General features: G+C 33.8%; 13 protein-coding genes. 6 read left to right on the forward strand and 7 right to left on the reverse strand.

Annotated features, from left to right (window positions below; all coding sequences use genetic code 11):
- Positions 1-645 precede the first annotated feature (645 nt).
- The 5 genes from F6K40_RS19365 to F6K40_RS19385 form a co-directional block, all read right to left on the reverse strand.
- Positions 646-852: a hypothetical protein gene (locus F6K40_RS19365; protein WP_293138737.1), complete on the reverse strand. Its 207-nt coding sequence runs from the start codon at positions 850-852 to the stop codon at positions 646-648.
- A 777-nt stretch (positions 853-1,629) separates the two neighbouring features.
- Positions 1,630-2,091: a DUF2267 domain-containing protein gene (locus F6K40_RS19370; RefSeq protein ID WP_293138738.1), complete on the reverse strand. Its 462-nt coding sequence runs from the start codon at positions 2,089-2,091 to the stop codon at positions 1,630-1,632.
- Positions 2,092-2,890: 799 nt separating this feature from the next.
- Positions 2,891-3,148 (reverse strand): hypothetical protein, encoded by a 258-nt coding sequence (locus F6K40_RS19375; protein ID WP_293138739.1) that lies wholly within the window; start codon positions 3,146-3,148, stop codon positions 2,891-2,893.
- A gap of 1,263 nt (positions 3,149-4,411) precedes the next feature.
- Positions 4,412-5,608 carry a methyltransferase domain-containing protein gene (locus F6K40_RS19380; protein WP_293138760.1) on the reverse strand — a complete coding sequence of 399 codons (1,197 nt, stop codon included), beginning with the start codon at positions 5,606-5,608 and terminating at the stop codon, positions 4,412-4,414.
- A 2,016-nt stretch (positions 5,609-7,624) separates the two neighbouring features.
- Positions 7,625-8,299, reverse strand: coding sequence for a response regulator transcription factor (locus F6K40_RS19385; RefSeq protein WP_293138740.1), 675 nt, complete (start codon positions 8,297-8,299; stop codon positions 7,625-7,627).
- A 331-nt stretch (positions 8,300-8,630) separates the two neighbouring features.
- On the opposite strand from F6K40_RS19385, the gene F6K40_RS19390 reads away from it, so the two are divergent.
- The 3 genes from F6K40_RS19390 to F6K40_RS19400 all read left to right on the forward strand — a co-directional run bounded on the left by F6K40_RS19390 (position 8,631) and on the right by F6K40_RS19400 (position 11,650).
- Positions 8,631-10,676: a DEAD/DEAH box helicase family protein gene (locus tag F6K40_RS19390; protein WP_293138741.1), complete on the forward strand. Its 2,046-nt coding sequence runs from the start codon at positions 8,631-8,633 to the stop codon at positions 10,674-10,676.
- Between the two features lie 90 nt (positions 10,677-10,766).
- A complete protein-coding gene (locus F6K40_RS19395) occupies positions 10,767-10,919 on the forward strand; it encodes a hypothetical protein (RefSeq protein WP_293138742.1) in 153 nt (50 codons plus the stop codon).
- Positions 10,886-11,650, forward strand: coding sequence for a hypothetical protein (locus F6K40_RS19400; RefSeq protein ID WP_293138743.1), 765 nt, complete (start codon positions 10,886-10,888; stop codon positions 11,648-11,650). The genes F6K40_RS19395 and F6K40_RS19400 overlap by 34 nt, the downstream gene beginning before the upstream one ends.
- 303 nt (positions 11,651-11,953) lie before the next feature.
- Here F6K40_RS19400 and F6K40_RS19405 read toward each other — a convergent pair whose 3' ends face one another.
- Positions 11,954-15,358 (reverse strand): response regulator, encoded by a 3,405-nt coding sequence (locus tag F6K40_RS19405; protein WP_293138744.1) that lies wholly within the window; start codon positions 15,356-15,358, stop codon positions 11,954-11,956.
- 1,053 nt (positions 15,359-16,411) lie between these two features.
- Complete coding sequence (locus tag F6K40_RS19410; RefSeq protein ID WP_293138745.1) at positions 16,412-16,594, reverse strand: hypothetical protein; 183 nt, start codon at positions 16,592-16,594, stop codon at positions 16,412-16,414.
- A gap of 453 nt (positions 16,595-17,047) precedes the next feature.
- Here F6K40_RS19410 and F6K40_RS19415 point away from each other — a divergent pair, with 453 nt between their 5' ends.
- The 3 genes from F6K40_RS19415 (at position 17,048) to F6K40_RS19425 (ending at position 20,166) form a co-directional block, all read left to right on the forward strand.
- Entirely contained in the window at positions 17,048-17,707 is a 660-nt protein-coding gene (locus F6K40_RS19415; RefSeq protein WP_375340581.1) for a TVP38/TMEM64 family protein, read from the forward strand.
- 57 nt (positions 17,708-17,764) lie between these two features.
- Positions 17,765-18,655, forward strand: coding sequence for a class I SAM-dependent methyltransferase (locus tag F6K40_RS19420; RefSeq protein WP_293138747.1), 891 nt, complete (start codon positions 17,765-17,767; stop codon positions 18,653-18,655).
- An 806-nt stretch (positions 18,656-19,461) separates the two neighbouring features.
- The gene (locus F6K40_RS19425) at positions 19,462-20,166 is read left to right on the forward strand and encodes an HAD family hydrolase (RefSeq protein WP_293138748.1); all 705 of its coding nucleotides are present in this window, start codon (positions 19,462-19,464) and stop codon (positions 20,164-20,166) included.
- Positions 20,167-20,778 lie beyond the last annotated feature (612 nt).

The raw sequence follows: 20,778 nt of genomic DNA on the forward strand, positions 1-20,778 counted from the left end.
TCTTTATTGGGGAGGCTTTAAACCTGAATTATTTAATTATTTATTTAATTATTTAATTGTTTAATTATTAATTATTTAGGTTAAAGCTGTTTGAATCATTGCAATAAGTTTTAATAACTTTAATAAGGAATTGAAAAAATTGAATCAGGGAATAGCTAATAGAATTAATAAGTATACTATAGCAATCCTCTAATATATTTGTTTATAAGAATCTCACTGCTTTTAGGGAATAGGCAATAGGCAATGGGCAATTAGGTAAGACTTTCGGAGTTTATTTCTAGTTTTTGATTACCCGCAACCTATTTAGGATTGCTATATAGCAATTCCTAATACTGGTAAGGTACAAAATTCTAAGTTTGAGGGAAAACTTAGCTGGGAATAGGGAATAGAATATAAATAAAGGTAGATGTACTTCATTAGTCTAAGAAAGGCTATAATTTAACTCAAGGTTGAACATGATAAATTTAATTGACAAATAAAATATTCCCTTATACCATTTAGACCTGATGTTGCGCTTAATATAAAAATTAGAATAGTCAGTGTAATAAGGTCTGAGCCAAAATTATTAAGCGCATTGTTACAGAGAAATGGTCTTACCTTATTTCTCTTAAATGTAGATAAAAAACTAACTGATAGGTATGAATTTCAGCAAATTTTACCAAAAAATAAGGTCAATATCCTCTCCCTTTTTAAGAGGATGAAAAAAATAAAGTTGGTAGTCCTGCTGAGGAATGGCGAAGATACATAAGTTTTGTAATTTCTTCCCACACGAACCAACTTCCCACACGAACCAACTTCCCACACCTCCCACACCTCCGACACCTCCCACACCTCCCACACTCTCTCTACCATTCCTCAGCACCACCACCATAAAGTTTAGTATTTTAATCCCGATGCTTCAGGGGTTGGTACTGATAAGTGATAACCTTAGCTTTTTCCTAAATTTTCCATCTCTTAACTAGATATAGCAATACTGACTAACTGATTATTTACTAATTATATTAATATTTACTGTTTCCTGACACTGCTTTTGTTAGAAAATATTACACTTTCACAATAAAAAATTGCCTAATTTTTTTGATTATTAACTAGCAGATATTTATAATTAAGTCTAGGCAAGCTGAATCTAACCTGAGAAACAATTAAGAAATAAATAATAATCAATTATTGCCTATATTTATTGAAGAGATAATTATAAAATTATCTCCAAAAACTGAAAAATTTGCATCATTCTGAAAAATCCTGATTTTTTAGTAATGAAAGACAGTAACTGTGAAATTTTCACTCTATCATTCACAGACAAATATCCACACATCCCTATCGACTTTATCGTTTGAATACATATCTTCCATTAAATACTCCTACTTAACAAACTCAGAAGTTAGAATTAAAAAGTCAGAAGTTATTTTTTCATGGGTATTTTGAGCAACCCTCCCAAAATATTTGGCTTTAAAAGGCGGAGTTTTACACCCAATTATTTTAATCAAAATCACTCTTAAATTATTTCTTTTTCCTAATTCTTGACTCCTAACTGCTAAATCATAGAATAACTAATTACCGAGATTCTATATTATGTGTTAATTCCCCACCAAAATAGAATTAACAAAGGATGGGGAAAATATTAATTTTCTAAGCTTCGTTCCACATAATCTTAATTCTATCTGGCATAAAACCAGCTATTTCTTCAATTCTCTGAGTCGATAATTCTTCTTTAGTTGCAGAAAAAACAGCTTTAATTACAGTTTCAGGTGCTATTCCTTTAGGAACTCCAGCTTCTTGGTTAACTCGGAAAATAAAAGTATCGCCATCAAATATAAGTGGAGGACGAATTTTACTGAGAAAAGCAACAAGTGGGTTATTATCTTTCCACAGTTCTCCTATTTCATCTGGATCTGGTTTTTCACTGCTAGAAGCTAAGTCTGAGGCGACCTGATTAGATGCTTCTGTTGTCATCAAATCACGCATTGTCCGAAATACAATAACACTAATATCTCTAGCATCGTAAATATCTGGTAATCCTGCTTCAGTCTGAACTTTCTGGAGAAAAGGTAGAAATTTTTCATCTACAGGAACTTGTTGAGAATCAGTCATAATTATACCCTTGATTTTATTAGATTATTAGATAATATCATAAACTATCTTCAATAATTAATAATTAATAATTAATAATTAACAATTAATAATTACCTCTTCTTTTTAAAAAAAAGAAGAGGATTGGTGAAAAGGAACTTTTTTTTCTTTTTGAAATGAGAAGGTTTAAACCTGAATTTTTCGGTAATAATATTTCAGTTGTATAGCGTTTCCCAAGCTCTCGGAGGTACAGTTGTTTTTCTTCTTTATCTATTCCTACGAAATCAGAATTACTACTCCCTATTCCCTATTCCCTATTCCCTATTCCCTAAAAAAAAAGAATTTTGTACCTCAAGCTTTTTGGGAATTGCTGTAATATTTTAGGGGTAATTAGGAGTCAGGATCTAGGAAAAGCGAGTCAGAATATCATAGGTAAGTATTGAGCTATTAGCAGTGATATTTAATGACTAAAAATGAAGTAAGTATTCGTTGAACTTCTATCACACTCAATTTCAATAAATATTCAAGAATTTGAGTAATATTGAATCGTCATTAAGTAGCTAATATACTTTTGCCAATACTTTTAATTATAGCTAAATCTTTTAATTACAATCCCTCCTTCAAAGGTAATAAGTGAATAGATAATGGCTTATATAATATTGATCAAACATAAGAGGTACACAAATTTTGCTACACAGATTTTTGATTTTAGATAACAGGCAAAAAGCCATAGGGAAAAGATAAAAAATACTCTAAGATAATTAATATGAAAACCACTATAGCTGAAGGCTAAATGCTTGAAATAATAAGTGAATAAGTTTCATTTTTCTAAATCTATTTGCTGTTGATTAGGAGGAGTTGTAAATCCAGTTTTATCAAGAATATAGACAACTCCAACTGATAAAATTGCCCCTACTACTAATCCCACTGCTATTAACATTAAAATAAACCGTTCTAGCATTACCTTAGTTTCAGGATTATAAGCTTCTATAATTTCCATTTGATCATTTTTATTGTTTTCTGATTCAACTAAATGGTTATCAAGAGGTTGAGAATTGGAATTAGGGATTCTATTCATTGGTACTTAGTTAAACTTTCACTATTACTATCTTATCTTATACCAAAGATTGCCTATTCTCGCTACATTTTCTTAAGAGTAGAGAGCAGGGAGTAGGGAGTGGGATTTTTAGAGATAGTATATCTTTGCGCTTTACAAATGAACCGTTAAAAATATTGCTCTTACTTATTTATTACTTAATAACTAAGGTTTTTAGGAAGCATAAAATTAATGCATGGGAATTTGGATTAGAGAAGAAATAGTAAATAGGCGAAGACACAATTAATTTTACTTATTTTACCAACAGTCTCTTAGCCTTGACTAATATAATTTTCGGTTGAATACCTATAGCAATCCTATTTAGGTTGTAATATTTTGGTGTAGGGGCGTTTCATGTTGCCCCGCAAAACAACCGTTTGCCCTTAAAGCAGTTAGAAGTAAGTAATTAGAATTTACTCATGTTTTCAGCTCAAATTAATTATTATAAAAATTTTCCTAATCAATTTAGAATTAGTATATAGCAATTCCAAAAAAGCGTGAGGTACAAAATTATTTGGTTTTAGGGAACAGGGAAAACTTAACTGGGAATAGGGAGTAGGGAGTAGGGAATAAGGAGTAGTAATTCTCATTCCGTAGGAATAGATAAAGAAGAAAAACAACTGTACCTCCGAGAGCTTGGGAAACGCTATATAAATAATACCAGACATGAAAAAATAATCTACTTAAGGAAAAAGAAAACCGTTCAATAATTAATAATTATCTCTTCTTTTTAAGGAGAGATAATTATTAATTATTGCTTCCTGATACTATATAGTTTGACATCCTCCCCTTGGTTTATTTTCTCCTAACTTGTATTTATTATGGGAGAAATCTAGGCTGTTATTCCAAACAATACGAACAAAAAAATAGCTTGACTAATCAGTATTTTTGTTCCGGTGTTTCGATGTATACGGTACTTAAATATCGCTTTCATGAAATGATTTTAAACTAACATTTAGGATAGCATATTTATTGAAAAAAATCAGCTAAAAAGTCGTCCTATTAAAGGCGAGGCACTTACCCCAATTTTTCGGTAATTTATAAAAAAACAGTAGAAATTAGTTTCTAGTTTCTACTGAGTTGAAATCTAGATAGTCTAGACTTATCTTAGTTGCTGACTAAGAAATAGCTTCTCAACCATTCCCTTTCAAAGAGATAAAAAAGGAAATTTCGGATTTTCTTGCCTCCTACTTAAGTAGTAGATATTGATAACTGACAATGAATTTACTCTATTTTATGCTAAATTCAGCAACAATCAGAAGGAGTACAACAATCACTATTATTATTAATACTTGTCACTTGATAATCCATGCCTTTAGTTTCTCTAGGATGTCGAGTTTTTCCATATTTACAGTCAAACTTTTCTGCCACATTTAAAGGAATATCTGTATAAGGTTCAACAGGCAAAAAATCCTGATGGTAAGGACCGTTTTTATCTGTAAAAATCTGGAAAGTTTTATCACAAACAGCCATTCTTTTACCTCTATATAAAGTATGACCATCATCATCAACCACCTGTTTCCAAGGACCTTGATAAATCACAGCTTGATTCCGTTCTAAAGATTCTCCTTCTTTCCCTTTAAAAGCACAAACTGTCATAGATCGAAATTCTATTCCATCAATTATTTGCCAGGGTTTTTCCTCACGTTTAAGAATTTCAATGCCATAAAAACCAGCTTCTTCAAACATTTCTATAAAAATATCTTCTCGAAATGCTCCAGCAATACAGCCACTCCATAATTCCGGGTCGTTCATAATTTTTGGAGTGGGGTTTTCATCACAGACAATATCAGAAATAATTGCTCGACCTCCTGGTTTTAATACTCTATGAATTTCCTGAAATAGTTTCTGTTTATCTTGAGGGCGAACTAAGTTCAACACACAATTAGAAATTACAACATTAACACTATTATCTGGAATCAAAGGTTGTTCTTTGCGGAGAGCATTACACTCATATTCAAAAGCAGCTAAACCATCTATAGATGTAATCGGATTTGTACTAAGCCAGTTTTCAACTAAGTCTAAATCTAAAGCTAAATCTTGGATTTTTCCCTTAACAAACTTAGTATTTTTGTATCCAATTTTTGCGGCGATATTATCTTGATATTTCCGAGCTAATGCCAACATATCATCATTAAAATCTACCCCAATTACTTGCCCCTCTGCACCAACTTTTTGAGCAATAATATAGCAATTTTTTCCAGCACCCGAACCTAAATCTAAAACAGTTTCTCCGGCAGATATGTAGCGAGTAGGGTCTCCACAACCATAATCTTTTTCAATAATTTCTAGAGGTAAAATATCAAGATAGTTTTCCTCATAGTTAGTTGGGCAACATAGGGCAGGTTGTACCTGTTGAGCGCCTTCTTGATAACGTTCTAAAACTGCACTTTCAATGTTATAATTAGCAGTCAATTGTTCATTTGTAGTTGTATCGGTCATAGATAAATTTTGTTCAAAGTTTTCCCAATTCATCATATTTACCAAATAATTAACCATAAGGTTTAAACATTAAGCAAAACTTTACAAAATCTAGAGTAGATTTTGGATCATTTTCTCAAGTTTTACCAGTTTCATAATTTATTTAAAACACTTTTAGATGAGTATTTGCTGAGAAAAATCAAAAAATCAGATAAGAGATATAAACAAAATTTGGTATTGAGAGCTAGCCAATTTTATGACTAAATCTATTTATAGAGTTTGGATTTTTTCTTCTTGTTTCAAGCTTATAGGTTGTAGAGAAAAGTAAATATTTAGGGTTTGCTGAAAAAGTCTTATGGGTGAGGGTAGGAGTCAGGAGACAGGAGACTTGAGACTGGAGGAGTAAGGAATTTAAAGGAGGCAGAAGGAAGAATTTAATTCGTGATTTTTCGGCTCTTGTCAACCCTTTCATCCGCTCCTAGCAAGAGCTTTATTGAGCAAAAACATTGTACTTTTTCAAGACCATTACAGGCTAAAACTTTTAGGAGTCAATGCTTTAAAATTTAATCAGCAAACCCTATTTAGTCCTCATTTATTAACCATTAGTTTTATACAAAATGAAGTTATTTCTATAGCACTACATCTTTTAGTATTTGACAATAAATTTGTGTTGTAAGGGAATAGTGGTACTTAAACATTTTCTGGTCGAAAAAATAATTAATATTAACTTGCTAATAGTTAGCAAAAAGGTAATTCGGCCTGTGTTAATTACTTACTAAATGAAGTCTTTCCCAAGTATAGTATTAATGCATGGGAATTGGTATTACTTAACCATATCCAATCACCAATGCGAGAAAAGTGCTAGGATATTTCCTAGAATTCCATTCTGTTACGGTTTTAACCAGAGGTAATTATCCATTATCCATTATTCATTATCCATTATCAATTAATGAAGTAGTTCTATAGTATTGAAAGACTGAATTTTGATACTTAAATATGGTTCAAAGCAGATCCGAATACCTTAGTTTTCCATAGCAAATGTGTTTTCATTCTTTACGAAAAAAAAGCTGATTGCTGACTGCTAATAGCTGAATATTTACAGAGACAGAAAAAGTTGAATAGTTTTCAATAAGTAAGTTCTTTTTAGCTAAGTAGGTTGATTTCAACAATTAATAATTAATAATGAATAATGAATAATTAATAATTACCTCTCCTTGAAACTAATAGGATTGACTAATTATGAAAATTTTTATTTATTATCCCCTATCCAAGGGGAGGCTTTAAACCAAAATTTTTAGGTAAAAAATTGTAGTTATCAGAAAATAATCACTCATCTGACAACAGACAAAACGGAAGAGATTTTGTGAATTTTATTTTTCCTTATATACTTCAGTTTTCTTTCTTTTTATACTTAAGTACCTAATAGCAATTCCCATGCATTAATGCAAGACATTTCTCAAGACTTCAGTTATTAAGTAATAAGATAAGTAAGAGGAATCTTTTTAACGATTATTAGGTATTACGCCAAGATATCTTATACCGTTTCACGGAAGTTAAAAGCGAGTGGGTAATTCTGAGGTTTCCATTTCCTGCGGAAACGCTCTGCAAACAGAATGTAAGACGCACATCTGACACTCAAAAATCATGCTTTTAGATTTTATAGACTTGAAACTTTGATACCACAGTAATTTAAGCAAATTATTCCACATCTAAAGTTTGAAACTATTTGTGAAATTTTTAAAGTTAATTGGTATTATTTAGTCGAACCTTACTCCCTACCCTCAAGGAGGTATAACAAAAATAAGTGAGATTTAGTATAATACAATTTTCATAAAACAATATTATAAATATTTGAGGTTAGTCAGAAGGAAAAGCGAAGAAGGAACAAACAATAAAAATAGTCAATTTTATTGCTCAATTAGATTAATAACTTAATATAAAAAACAACCACTTCTAACCAATATCCCCAACTTTATACTCAAATTTATCAAACTGGAATAACATCTAAAACTTAACACCTAATACCTTATACCTGAGTTAATCACGCAAAACATAACCTACCCCTCGCACAGTTTGAATTAAACGTTTTTCATCATTTGCTTCTAACTTCAAACGTAAATAACGAACATAAACTTCAATAATATTTGAATCTCCCATAAAATCATAACCCCAGACAGTTTCCAAAATTCTATCTCTTGTCAAAACTTGCCGAGGATGAGCCATTAAATATTCTAATAAATCAAACTCTTTTGCTGTTAATTCAATTTCCCTATTACCACGATAAACTTCTCTGGTACTTCGGTTTAAACTCAGGTCTTCAAACATTAATAAATCGGGATTAGGTTCTTGAGTTCTGCGGAGATGTGCCCTAATTCTAGCCAATAACTCTTCCACACTAAAAGGTTTTAACACATAATCATCAGCTCCAGCATCTAAACCAGCCACGCGATCGCTCACATCATCTTTAGCTGTTAATAAAATAACTGGTACTTTATCCCCAGTAGTCCGCAGACGGCGACATAATTCTAACCCTGATAAACCTGGTAACATCCAGTCAAGAAGTATCAAATCTGGCTTAATTTCCCGTGCCATTGTTAGTCCAGTAAATCCATCATTAGCGACAGTTACTTGATAACCTTCATATTTAAGTTCTAGCTCTATAAATTGAGCTAGTTTTGCTTCATCTTCAACTATAAGAATTTGAGAAGTCATAGCCCATGCCTAAGCTAGTCAAAAATTTAGATCGAGGTGTATTGGCCAAAAAAGCCAGAATACACTGTATTATAATATACTAAGTATGGTTTTTTATCTACTCTATGGTTTTATGCCCAGAAGTAATACTATGTCTGGTTGAATAGTTATAAATAATGAGTCAGGGTTCAGGAGTCAGGAGGGAAGAGGAGGAAGTTTTTTTATTACTAATCATCTGGACATGATATAAATCTCACTTCCTTTAAATTGTAAGATTGACGAAAAAGTCAAACTAAGCTAAACTTATAGGTACAGTTATGTCCACTATGTAAGCTCAATTAATCTCTACTAGATGTCCAATCAAAGCCGATTTCTTCGCTCAAAACGCCTACGAGCAGCCCTTTGGTATGCGGCTAATGGTAAGTGCCAGAAATGTGGATGCGATCTACCTACAAATTGGCACGCAGATCATATAGAGCGGTGGGCCGAGACTAATAGAACCAATGTCCACGAAATGCAGGCACTATGTCCTAAATGTCATTATGAAAAAACTGCTGAGGAGAACAAAAGCATGGCAACAGGAACCCAACTGAGTTTATTTTCCCAACCTACAGAGTCTATTAAACTTAGGCATCATCAAGAACAATTTCTACAAATATGTAAACGTATCCAGGCAGGGGAAAAAATTAGAAAAGTTGTGATGGTAGTTACACCAGGGGGTGGTAAAAGCTTGATTCCAATTATTGCTGCTGCAAATTTGATTCCCTCTTCAGGTGGAGGAAATTTTCAAGGAACTATCGCGGACAAAATTTGTTGGGTAGTTCCACGACTTAATCTGCAAAAGCAAGCAGAAGAAAATTTTGTATCTCCGTATTTTAGAGAACAACTGGAGTATGAACATAAAATTAGGGCAAATAACAATGAACCAAACCCTTCCAAAGGAACGTCAGGTTATGCTGCTACCTATCAAGCAATAGTAGCTAACCCAAATCTTCATGCACAAGAATTTCAGCGTCATCGCTATATATTAGTTTTAGATGAGTTTCATCATTTTGAAGAAGGTGGTTCCTCGCATAGAGCTTTACAACCATTAGTAGATCGGGCAGTTTTAGTAATTATGGTAACTGGAACTGCTGAAAGAGGGGATAAGAAAGCAATAGCTTTTATGCCTTATAGACAAACTACTGATGGTATGACTCCCGATCTATTTGATAGTGAAGATACACGAGTTATTCGTTACACAAGAAGTCAAGCTTTGAGAGAAGAGGCGATCGTGCCTCTTCATTTTGAGTGGGGTGATGGAGAGGCAGAATGGGTAGATAAAACAGGGGAAAGGCGTTCAGTAGATAGTTTAGCAGAAGCAGGAGATTATACAAATGTAGCACTTAACACAGCACTGAAGACAGGATATGCTCGTCAGCTATTAACTCAATGTAGTGATAGTTGGAAATCTTATAAACAAATTAATTCACGAGCGAAAATGTTAGTTATTGCACCATCAATACCAACAGCTAAGGAATATTTGAAGTGGTTAGAGGATTTAAAAATAAAAGCTGTAATAGCTACAAGTGATGAATCAAAAAAAGCTCAAGCAGAAATAAAAAAATTCAAGAAAGACTATAACTATGGTGATAGGAATGCAGTGGATGTTTTAGTGACAGTGGCAATGGCTTATGAAGGGCTTGATGTTCCAGCAATTACTCATATTGCCTGTTTAACTAATATTAGAAGTACACCTTGGTTAGAGCAATGTTGGGCAAGAGCAGCTCGAGTAGATAGAGAAGCTAGAGAATTAAAACAAAATGGTTTAATTTTTATGCCTGATGACCAGTTTGCCCGTGATTGTGTGGCAAAAATAATGGCTGAACAAGAATCTATTATTAGGGAAAAAGAACAAGAGCAATATGATAGGAATAATGGGAAGAATAGTGAAAAAGATAATAATAAAAGCAGTGAAAATAGAGATGATTCTACTATTCCATTAAATTCTAATTTAACACGCTCTAGAGCTTCCGATTTAAGTAGTGGTGAAAATATTGATTATGGTGAAACAGCTAAAATCAAATCAACGATGCAAAAGATTTTAGGCCGAGATGTACCAATCAGCACTATAGAAATGAAGCGTATTATAGATGATTATAACCAGACAACAGGAGAAACAAATTCCGAGCAAATTATTATTACAAAAGAAACTTTAACACCCAGTGAAGAGGAAAAAATAATCAGGGAAAAAATTGAAAGTTATGTGCGTCGTTATACAGCCATAAATAAACTAGAACCTAAAGCCATAAATACAGAAATTTATAACTTTTTTAGTAAGCCTCGTAAAGAAATGACACTTGAAGAATTAAGGAGGGTTTGGGCATGGCTACAAAAAGAATATCCAATGAAAAATTAAAATCTTATATCGAAGCAAATTATTAGTACAAAAGAAACTTTAACACCTAGTGAAGAGGAAGAAAAAATTAGGAAAGAAATTGAAAATTATGTGCGTCGTTATGCAGTCAAAAATCAACTAGAAGTTAAAGCTATAAATAAAGAAATTTATAACTCTTTTCGTAAGTCTCGTAAAGAAATGACACTTGAAGAATTAAGGAGGGTTTGGGCATGGCTACAAAAAGAATATCCAATCAACAATTAAAGTCTCATATCGAAACTCTAGGCAATGCTGGTAATTTAAACGCCACACCTGGTTCGCGCCCTTGGGCGATCGCTGTTAGATTAGAGATGCAGTCTGTCTTAAATGATATTACTTTTAATGCTCGACAATTAAAAGCATGGCGTGACTTGATGAAAAAACAGGCTGGATATCGCCAACTTGTCAATGAACGAGGAAAAGCCTTTAAAACTTATGCACAATTCTGCAAAGCTAAACCACCCTTTGGATTAGGTTGCGTTCCATCAGAACTTGATCAAGTTATTCAGGAGCTAGAATTAGGCATTGCTAGAGGGCAGGAAGTAGAAGATCCCCCACCTAAATATCCAGGCAAACCAGAGGGATATTTTCAGAGATTTTCTAAAGTAGTTAACGCCTGTCCAGATAATCAACCAATCAATACAGTCAAAATTGCAGAAATATTACAGGTTTCCCAAAGTACAGCAAATATTTGGAGAAAAAGATGGTTAGACTTAGGATGGATAGATCCATTAGCTACAAAAAAACGTGGTTATTATCAAATTACAGATCGGGGAAGAAAAATCCTCAAAGAGTGGTTAGAAACAGCTTCATCTTTTAACAAAAATAGTAGTCTATGGCTAACTATACCACGCCATAATCCTCAGAAAGTAGCAAATAAGCTAGTCGAATCTTTTAACTCTGAGCAACTGAGAGAAATTGTTCAAATTATTTCAACTTCACTAACACCAATTTGATCAAATATTACTACAGTGCTTTGGTATGCTAGCGGAAGTCTAGAAATTAATGCTGTAACGACTTTTTTTGAATTTGTCATACAGTGGTTTTCATTTGGTTGAACCACAGTAGGGGCGATTTCCGTGCGGGAATGCTCCGCAAACGCGAATCGCCTGTACAGGAGTCAGGAGGAGAAAAAATCATAAAGATGAGCGTAGTTATGAAGATAGGAGTTTTTTTGCCCAATTAAACGGATTTGATATGACTCCTGACTCCTAAAAAAACCCCTAGTTATTTGTAGTAAACATTGATCACGCCTGGTATTACTTCTGAGTAAACCTCCAAACTCCATTCCAATTTTTCGGCACACCAGTTCCCATTAACTTATCAATTCTTTCTAAATAAAGTTGAGCTGTTTTATCTGAAGAATTAACTGCTAATACTTTCTCAAAATAAACTTTAGCTGAAAATAAATCTCCTAAACGATAATATTCTAAACCCTGCTCAAAATCTGCCTGAGTTTTTAACTTTAATTCTCGGACAAAATCAACTTCACCATCCAACACTTCATAAACATTAATAGGTTCATCTCTACCTTTAACAGATGCCCTGTCTAAAAACCGAATTTGATATTTTTGTGGATTTTTTAAACAGTTAAAAGCTGACTCAGAAATTAATAAAGAAACACCATAAAACTTAGTCGAACTTTCCAAACGAGCCGTCAAATTAACATTATCAGAAAGTGCATCTCCCGACATTCTACCTTCCTCTCCAATTATACCTACCATCATGTGACCCCAATGAATACCTATACCAAGTTTAACCGGAGGAAAATCTGCTGCTTTTAGAACCTGATTGTATTGTTGTAATTTCTTGAGTTGAGCTATGGCAGTTTCAACTGCATCATCAGCACCATCTGGGAATACTGCCATAATGCCATCTCCCATAAACTTAATAATCAAACCGTTGCGAGCGCGAATTTCTGGACAAACTTGTTGTAAATAACTATTAACATAAGCAAAAGTTTCTTGAGAAGTCATCTGCTCAGATATAGTTGTAAAAGAGCGAATATCAGAAAAGAAAATTGCCATATTTTTACTAACTCGGTCTCCGAGTTTAACATCAATAATGCTTTCTTTTGAGAGTAACTTTACATATTCGTGGGGTACAAAACGTCCGTAAGCATTAGTAATTTTTGATAATTGAATATGGGTTTTTACCCTACTTAATAACTCATCTTTAGCAAAAGGTTTAGTTAGATAATCATTAGCACCAAATTGGAAAGCCATAACTAGGTCTGCCACTTGATTTTTAGCAGTTAACATTAGAATGGGCAAAGATTGAGCGGGGTATTTTTCTCTAATTTGAGCGCAGACTTTATAACCAGTTATATTTGGCATCATTACGTCTAGCAAAATCAGATCAAAATTCTCATACTTCTCCAAAGCAGCTAAAGCTTGTTTTCCATTTAATGCTTGAGTAACTTGATAGTTGTTTGCTTTTAAATAGTTAGTTAAAACTTGAACATTTATAGGTTCATCATCAACAACTAAAATGTGGAAATCACCATTTGCTAGATAATTTTCATTAGGTTGGATGTCTACAGATGTTTTTACTTCTTCAATGAGATAACCAACATTGTTAACTTTGGAAACAGGAAGACTAGGGGTATCTACTACAGGTTGTTCAGAAATGGGTAGGGTAAAACTAAAACTAGAACCTATACCAACCTCTGACTCTACCCAAATAGAACCGCCGTGGAGTTCGACTAATTGTTTAGTGACAGCTAACCCTAAACCGGTACCGCCATATTTTCTCGCTGTGGAACCTTCTCCTTGTTCAAAAGATTTAAAAATACTTTCTAATTTATCAGTTGGAATACCAATACCAGTATCAGAAACTGTAATCATTAGTTCTTGAGATTGCTGCTGCTCTTGACTGAAGTATTCAGGAACTGAAAGTACGTGAGGAGAATCTATAGAATTATTAGTAATTACCGCTGCAGAAATTTCGATTTTCCCAGACTCAGTAAACTTAATAGCATTGCCAATTAAGTTATAGAAAATTTGTTGTAGACGGTTTTCATCAGCACAAACGGGAGGTAAATCTTTAGGAATAGCATTGATTAACTGTAGATTTTTTTTACTGACTAATACATTTATGGTGACTACTGTTTCTGCAACCGCAAAAACATCAACAGCTTTAGTTTGTAATTCTAGCTGATTGTATCTAATCTTAGAAAAGTCAAGAATGTCGTTAACAAGATTAGACAGACGACGAGCGCTAGACACGATCATGTTTAAATTTGAAGCGAGTGGTGAGTCTGTTTTTTTGGTTTCCCCTTCTAGAATAAATTCACCAATACCAATAATTCCATTGAGTGGGGTGCGTAGTTCGTGAGAAGTGTTGGCTAAAAATTCGTTTTTAAGGCGATCTAATTTTTTGAGTTCTTGGTTTTGTGTTTCTAGAGTTTCAAAAGAATTTTTGAGTTGAGTTGCCATGCTTTTAAAGGAGTGAGCGAGTTCTCCCACTTCATCCCTACGGTGAATATCAAGTTGATTTTCCCATTTGCCTTCCGCGATTTTTTTAGCAGCAGAATTAAGTTGTAATATTGGTTTAGTAATCCAATCAGTAGTAGCTATCCCCAGTAAAATAGCTACAATCACAGCAGTAATACTTAATAAAATAGTAGTCCTTGTATTAGCGTCTATTTTTTCCATAAAGTCACTTTCAGGAACAATGACAACCGCTAACCAATCAATACCCCGTCCGTCTTTAACTGGCATTATACTTGCATAGTACGACTCTCCATCAATAGGAAAATAAAGTTGTTTGCTGCCATTAACTTTTTCTAAACTACCAAAAGTTTTTTGTAGGTATTTTGCGGTCACCCTGACTATAGTATTATCACTATCAAGAGCGTGCAAGCGTTCTATTTTTCGCTTTCCATCAACTTCAGTAATTACAGAAGGTTCAGGAATTTGGGAACTAGCAATTAAATTTCCCGATCGCTCCATGATAAAGCTTTTGCCATGGGGACTAATCTTTAAGTTGTTGAGGAATTCTGTCATCTGGGTTAAGCTAATTTCATTTGCCAAAACTCCGATAAAATCACCGTCAGAATCAAAAATGGGTTGAACCGCAGCTATATCTAAAGATGTGTTAGAACCAGAAATAGCTGAATAAATAGAACTCCATGTAGCTTTACCCAGTGTTTTTGCTCCTTGATACCAGGGACGAATGCGGGGATCATACTCTCTCACTCTCAACAGTTTACCAATTTCCCCCTGTTCGTTTAACCGATACACTTTACGCATTGGTTGAGTATCCTTAGTCCGAATTCTTAAGTCAATATCTCCGGTATGAGGACTAATTTCAACATTAATAAACTCTCCCTGTTCATTACCAAAAAAAAGATCGGTTTCCCGTTCCTGCTGTTTAACGATTTGCCAAAAGTAGAGTCGCATTTCCCCAAAATTGTCAACATCTAAATTCCCACTTTCAATAGCAGCATTAGTTATTCTGAGAACTTGATGAGATTTATCTAGATAATCTAAAACGTGTTGCTGAATACGAGAGCTAATTTCCTTAGTTAACTGATTCGCCAGAGTATCAACAGATTGGCGTCCATTGGTAAAAGAAAAATATCCCACTAATCCAGCAGTAGTAGCAATTTGCAAAATAAAGGGGACAATGAGGACAGTTTTTAGAGGAAGTTTGTTAAACATTTTGCCTGGGTTGAAAGATCAAGGTTTTAATACCTTAACGAAATCAGAAGTCAGAAATTGTTTCTCTCAGGGAGATTAACGAAGTCACAACTAAGAAATCAGAAGTTGTTTTTCCAAAAGGCATTATTGAGCAACCCTCCGGAAACATTTCTTTTGAAAATTTCAAAGGGGGAAGGTTTTATACCCAATTATTTTGATAAAGGGTTTGACTTGACGTTTGTCTCTAATATCATGCCTAGTTGAATACTTGTATAAAATCTGGCACTGGTAATTGGTAAGATAATTTTTACCTAGGGGTGAGACCCATCATTATATTTTAGTAAGTATTTTAGAGGTATTAGAAACAAATTTATTAAAGTTTCATCTCTTGATTTACCAACGCCGTTATTTCAGTTATCAGTTATCAGTTATCAGTTATCAGTACCTCCTTCTGAACCAGGAGGCTTGAAAATACAGAAGATTCTTTTTTTATCCTATTCAAAGAGAAGGCTTGAAACCAAAATTTTTCGGTCAGGAGAAGATAGAATCATCAAGATTTAGTAGTTATGAGGATTGGAGAATTTTTGTATGTCCAATCAAACAGATTTGAGATTACAAATAAATAATTACAGAATAGCTTAATAATGAAACAGGGGGAAAGGTGTAATACCAATTACCATGAATTAATGCTATACTTATGCTATACTTCAAAACCTCAATTTTTACTAAGATTCAAAGTATTTTTTTGACAATTTAAAGTAGGTTAGTATAGATTTTTCCTACATTTATTCTCACGAAACCTACCATACTTCCCACACTTGCCAACCCAATTTTATCTAGCATTCTTTTTGATAAATGCTATAATATTATAGCGATTTTCACAAAGTTATATCAGGCATGATAAATGTAAATGTTTGCTAAAAATAGCTAGTGCCACTACGCGGAATTCATGCATTCAAAATTCATGCATTATTGGTTAGTAAGGCTTTTAGGATGTTGTAACTGGTCATTTATTTCTGCCATCCTGCACTAGGAGGTTTTTTAGGAGTCAACCCACCCCTAACCCCCTATTGCTCATTTTTTGTCTGAGCTAGAATATTTAGGGAGAGGGTGGGGAGGATAGGGAAGATGGGGAGGATGAGGAGGATAAGGTCTTGGGGTATCCCAAGCTGCATGAATAAAAGCGGACTTTCCTCCCACACCTCCCACACCTCCCACACCTCCACACCCTCTCCTACTTTTTTCTAGGCGTGACAATAAATTGACCCACCCCTAACCCCCCCAGGAGGAAAAGTTAGACTAAATAGTTTCGATGCCATTCCCAGTTCATAACTTATCGAATTCGTCAAAGGAAGATTTTTTGTAAAGTCTTTTTATCGCCTTTATTATTCGTAACATTCTTGTTTTACCGAAAAATAGGGGGAGGTTTTATATCTTATTTTTTTGTCAAAAATAAACCTTGATTTACTAATTTTTTGATTATGTTCTATTCTTCCTCTTCCATCTTGCCAAAAACTTTGAATCTAACCTAATGAAAATCAGATAAGAATCTGATTAAATAACGCTGAAAAATTATGCTTTTATAGGCAAAAACGATTATCATATTAATCAGTATAAATATAATTTTCAAATTTATATATAATGAACGACTTAGAAGAAACAACAAAAAAAAAGCCAAAATTAAACAAGCTAATCAAACCAATCTTAATTATGTTTGGAGTTGCCATTCTCCTAATTGTTGCTCAGAAATTTTTTAATGCTCAACAACTATTGAAAAATGCCTTAGATTGGATTGATACACTTGGCCCTTGGGGTCCTGTAGCTTTTATTATTATCTATATTCTAGCTACAGTATTATTCCTACCTGGCTCACTATTAACTCTTGGTGCAGGTGTGCTATTCGGCCCTCTTTTTGGTTCCATTTACGTTTCTATCGCCTCAACTATAGGTGCAACTTGTGCATTCTTAGTCGGTCGCTATCTAGCACGAAGTTGGGTTTCCAAACAAATTGAAGGAAATGAACAATTTAAGGCCATTGATAAAGCTGTAGCTGATGAGGGATGGAAAATCGTTGGCCTAACCCGCTTGTCTCCTATTTTTCCTTTTAACCTACTTAACTATGCTTTTGGTCTCACTCAAGTTTCTCTACGGGACTATTTTTTGGCATCTTGGATTGGTATGATGCCAGGAACAGTAATGTATGTATATCTGGGTTCCTTGGCTGGTAGTTTAGCAACTTTGGGCACGGAAGGTGGTTCCCGCAGCACCGCAGAATGGGTTCTCTATGGAGTAGGTTTAATAGCTACAGTTGCCGTAACTATTTATGTTACTAAAATTGCTAAAAAAGCCTTAGAAAAGAAAATTTCTTAATTTTGATTCAACTTAATTTGAACACAAAATGTAGTTCTGGAAGTGCAGAAAAATTTGATGGCAGTTAAAAAAGACACAATATACGAGAAATTTCTTTCACCATTGGTCAACACTTTTTTGATTGACCAAGAAGCAATGAAACAGTTCCACGACAGTATAGATTGGGAAGCTCAAAGCGATCGCCTCACCAATCCCAACTTAGTTTATCCTAAATATTATACCTCTGGAAATTTCCATGGTATTGAAGGTGGTTATTTAACTATAGGTGCAGCAGTTACTTATGACCCCATTACCCAGTATGCTTTACCGCCCAATGAAACTTGGGTTAGAAAAGCTTTAGTTGATGCAGTTCAGGTGAGACCAAGACGCATACTAGACCTAGGATGTGGAACAGGTTCTATGACCATTATGTTAAAACAGGCATTTCCACAAGCAAAGGTCATTGGTATCGACTTATCACCTTATATGCTTGGTTGTGCAGAAGTTAAAGCCAAAACAGCAGGGTTAAATATTCAGTGGCAACATGACAATGCAGAAAAAACAGGATTTCCAGATGGTTATTTTGATTTAGTAACGATCGCCTTATTATTCCATGAAACTCCACCACAGGTATCAAGAAGTATCTTACAAGAAATTTTTCGATTGTTAAAAGTTGGAGGCCAAGTTGTGATTTTGGATGGCAACCAAAAAACCTTGCGTCAAACTGAATGGCTAACGGAAATTTTTGAGGAACCTTATATTAAGTCTTATGCTAGGGGTAATATTGATGCTTGGTTAGGGGCTGCGGGATTTGGTACAGTGGAAACTCAGGATATATGGTGGCTGCATCAGGTCAGTAGTGGTGTTAAGCCACTTTTAGCTGAATACTCTGAGATTATACCAGAAGTAAACCATAATCTACCAAACTGGGATAATGATAGTGATCGTTTTCCTACTCCTGCTTATTAGAGCAATTAGCATTAATAATAATAATTTATTACTTATGACCAAAAAATCAGGTCATTGGTGTAATTAGATAAAGAGTTTGGAGAGTGTGGGGAGAGCTAGAAAGATTTGGCATTATTTTAAGATAGAACATCTTTATTATATCGAACCCTAGCGTATTTGATACATAAGAAAAACATAAGAAAAAAAATATTCGATTCAGTATTTCAAGCCATCTGCTTAACCAGGAGGTAATAATAATTGGTATTGTTCAAGAATTAATAATTAATAATTACCTATTCTTTCTAAGAAGAGGATTGGTTAAAAAGGATTTTTTTTATCCTTTAAAGGAGAGGCTTTAAACCTTTATTTTTCTGTAAAATAAGGTTAAATTTGTATAGTAGTAATATTGATAGTAAGAAAAAAAAGTGTTAAAACGGCGTTGCTGAATGTGTAATGCTTTTGTCTCAAATATCTATAAAAAAATGGTAGTCCTGTAGATGTAGTGATTTAGGCTGGAAGAAGGGAATAGAGAACACTTAACTCGGAACAGAAAAGCCCCTAAATTCGAGATTTAAACATAATAATCTAAGTTCCTAGTTAACCTTTTATACGAGTATCACTACTTGTACACCACTACTAAAAAAACGATATTTGTGAGGTTCATAAATATTGAAGAAAATTACCATATCGGCAACCCCTTTTGAACTATGAACTATTAGACATAGGTGTGAAAATTAAAACAGGAAATCAATTATTATCCATAAATTATCAATTAATCCCACCTGTTCCCTGTTCCCTGTTCCCTGTTCCCTCTTTTAAATACTGAAATGACTCTAAAAGCTGTTTTGTTTGATTTTAATGGTGTAATTATTAATGATGAATTGCTGCACGAAAAATTGATAGAACAAGTGCTGCTTGAGGAAAATCTACTGCTAAAACCAGGAGAATATTACAAATTTTGTTTGGGAAGAAGCGATAAAGCTTGTTTGGAAGATATACTAGCCCAAAGAGGTAGATATGTTAAAGAAGAGTATTTGGAGCGGTTAATCCAACGCAAAACTTTGGGTTATAAACAAGAGTTAGAAAGTATTGAAGAGTTACCAATTTATTCAGATACGGTAGATTTTATTTCTCAGGTTTCTCAAGCTAATCTAAAGATGGCTGTGGTTAGTAGTTCTATCAAAACAGAAGTAGAATTAGTGTTAAATAAAGCTAATTTAGCTGATTATTTTCAGGTAATTATTGGTGGAGATAATGTCAATGGGAGTAAACCAAAACCTGATGGTTATTTGTTAGCGGTAGATATTTTAAATCAACAATATACAGACATTAATCTCCAACCTTCAGAATGTTTAGTAATTGAGGATACTTTCCCAGGTATTGAAGCAGCTAAACTAGCAGGAATGCCTGTGGTTGGTGTTGCTCACACTTATCCCTTTCATATGCTCCAACGTTTAGCCAATTGGTGTGTGGATTATCTTTCTGATTTAGAATTGGACAGAGTACAACAAGTTTATCAAGAAGTTGTATAGCGCTACGGGCAAGGTAAAAGTCCAAAATGCAAGAGTCATAAATAATTTATGACTGAGGCGTGAGAATTTCAAAATGTCCGCGCCCTTTGCTTTGATTGATGTATAACAAAATACTATTTTTTCACAAAAAATATGTAAGTAAATTATAGACGACTTTTAAATTTCATATGATTGACCAAAATATCAAGTATTAAAAAGTATTAAAACTAATTATTTCAATATTTAAAAGTAGTCAAGATTAGTAGTTGTAACACTAGGAATATAAAGCATTCAAGGTATTTTCTGAAAATGGGCAACCGGCTCGTGGGACATCAAAAATAAGTGAAGAACTACATCATTTTGTAAAGATGTTAGCAATAATTGTAACTTATTATGTCTAAGCCTCTCTATTATAAGTAGAATTCAGTTACTATTCAGTAAATGTAAAAGAATAGTTAAGGAAAAACAAGGTTGGGAAAATATGTGCATAGAAATATGTCCTGATTACCAATCTTGACAAAAAAATAAAGTCCCCTGCCCCTTTGAAGGGGATGAAAAAGCGGTCAAGGGATGGATGGGTTTCCTAAGCATATCCAATCGACCAAGAGAAAATCAACTTCAGTGGTCGGTAGT

Source organism: Okeania sp. SIO3I5 (assembly GCF_010672085.1).
Taxonomy (GTDB): domain Bacteria; phylum Cyanobacteriota; class Cyanobacteriia; order Cyanobacteriales; family Microcoleaceae; genus Trichodesmium.

Excerpts from the sequence above, each read along its gene's own strand:
- F6K40_RS19405 (WP_293138744.1), bottom strand. The coding sequence starts at position 15,358 with ATGTTTAACAAACTTCCTCTAAAAACTGTCCTCATTGTCCCCTTTATT.
- F6K40_RS19415 (WP_375340581.1), top strand. The coding sequence starts at position 17,048 with ATGTTTGGAGTTGCCATTCTCCTAATTGTTGCTCAGAAATTTTTTAAT.
- F6K40_RS19390 (WP_293138741.1), top strand. The coding sequence starts at position 8,631 with ATGTCCAATCAAAGCCGATTTCTTCGCTCAAAACGCCTACGAGCAGCC.
- F6K40_RS19425 (WP_293138748.1), top strand. The coding sequence starts at position 19,462 with ATGACTCTAAAAGCTGTTTTGTTTGATTTTAATGGTGTAATTATTAAT.
- F6K40_RS19365 (WP_293138737.1), bottom strand. The coding sequence starts at position 852 with ATGGTAGAGAGAGTGTGGGAGGTGTGGGAGGTGTCGGAGGTGTGGGAG.
- F6K40_RS19370 (WP_293138738.1), bottom strand. The coding sequence starts at position 2,091 with ATGACTGATTCTCAACAAGTTCCTGTAGATGAAAAATTTCTACCTTTT.
- F6K40_RS19420 (WP_293138747.1), top strand. The coding sequence starts at position 17,765 with ATGGCAGTTAAAAAAGACACAATATACGAGAAATTTCTTTCACCATTG.
- F6K40_RS19385 (WP_293138740.1), bottom strand. The coding sequence starts at position 8,299 with ATGACTTCTCAAATTCTTATAGTTGAAGATGAAGCAAAACTAGCTCAA.
- F6K40_RS19400 (WP_293138743.1), top strand. The coding sequence starts at position 10,886 with ATGGCTACAAAAAGAATATCCAATCAACAATTAAAGTCTCATATCGAA.
- F6K40_RS19380 (WP_293138760.1), bottom strand. The coding sequence starts at position 5,608 with ATGACCGATACAACTACAAATGAACAATTGACTGCTAATTATAACATT.
- F6K40_RS19375 (WP_293138739.1), bottom strand. The coding sequence starts at position 3,148 with ATGAATAGAATCCCTAATTCCAATTCTCAACCTCTTGATAACCATTTA.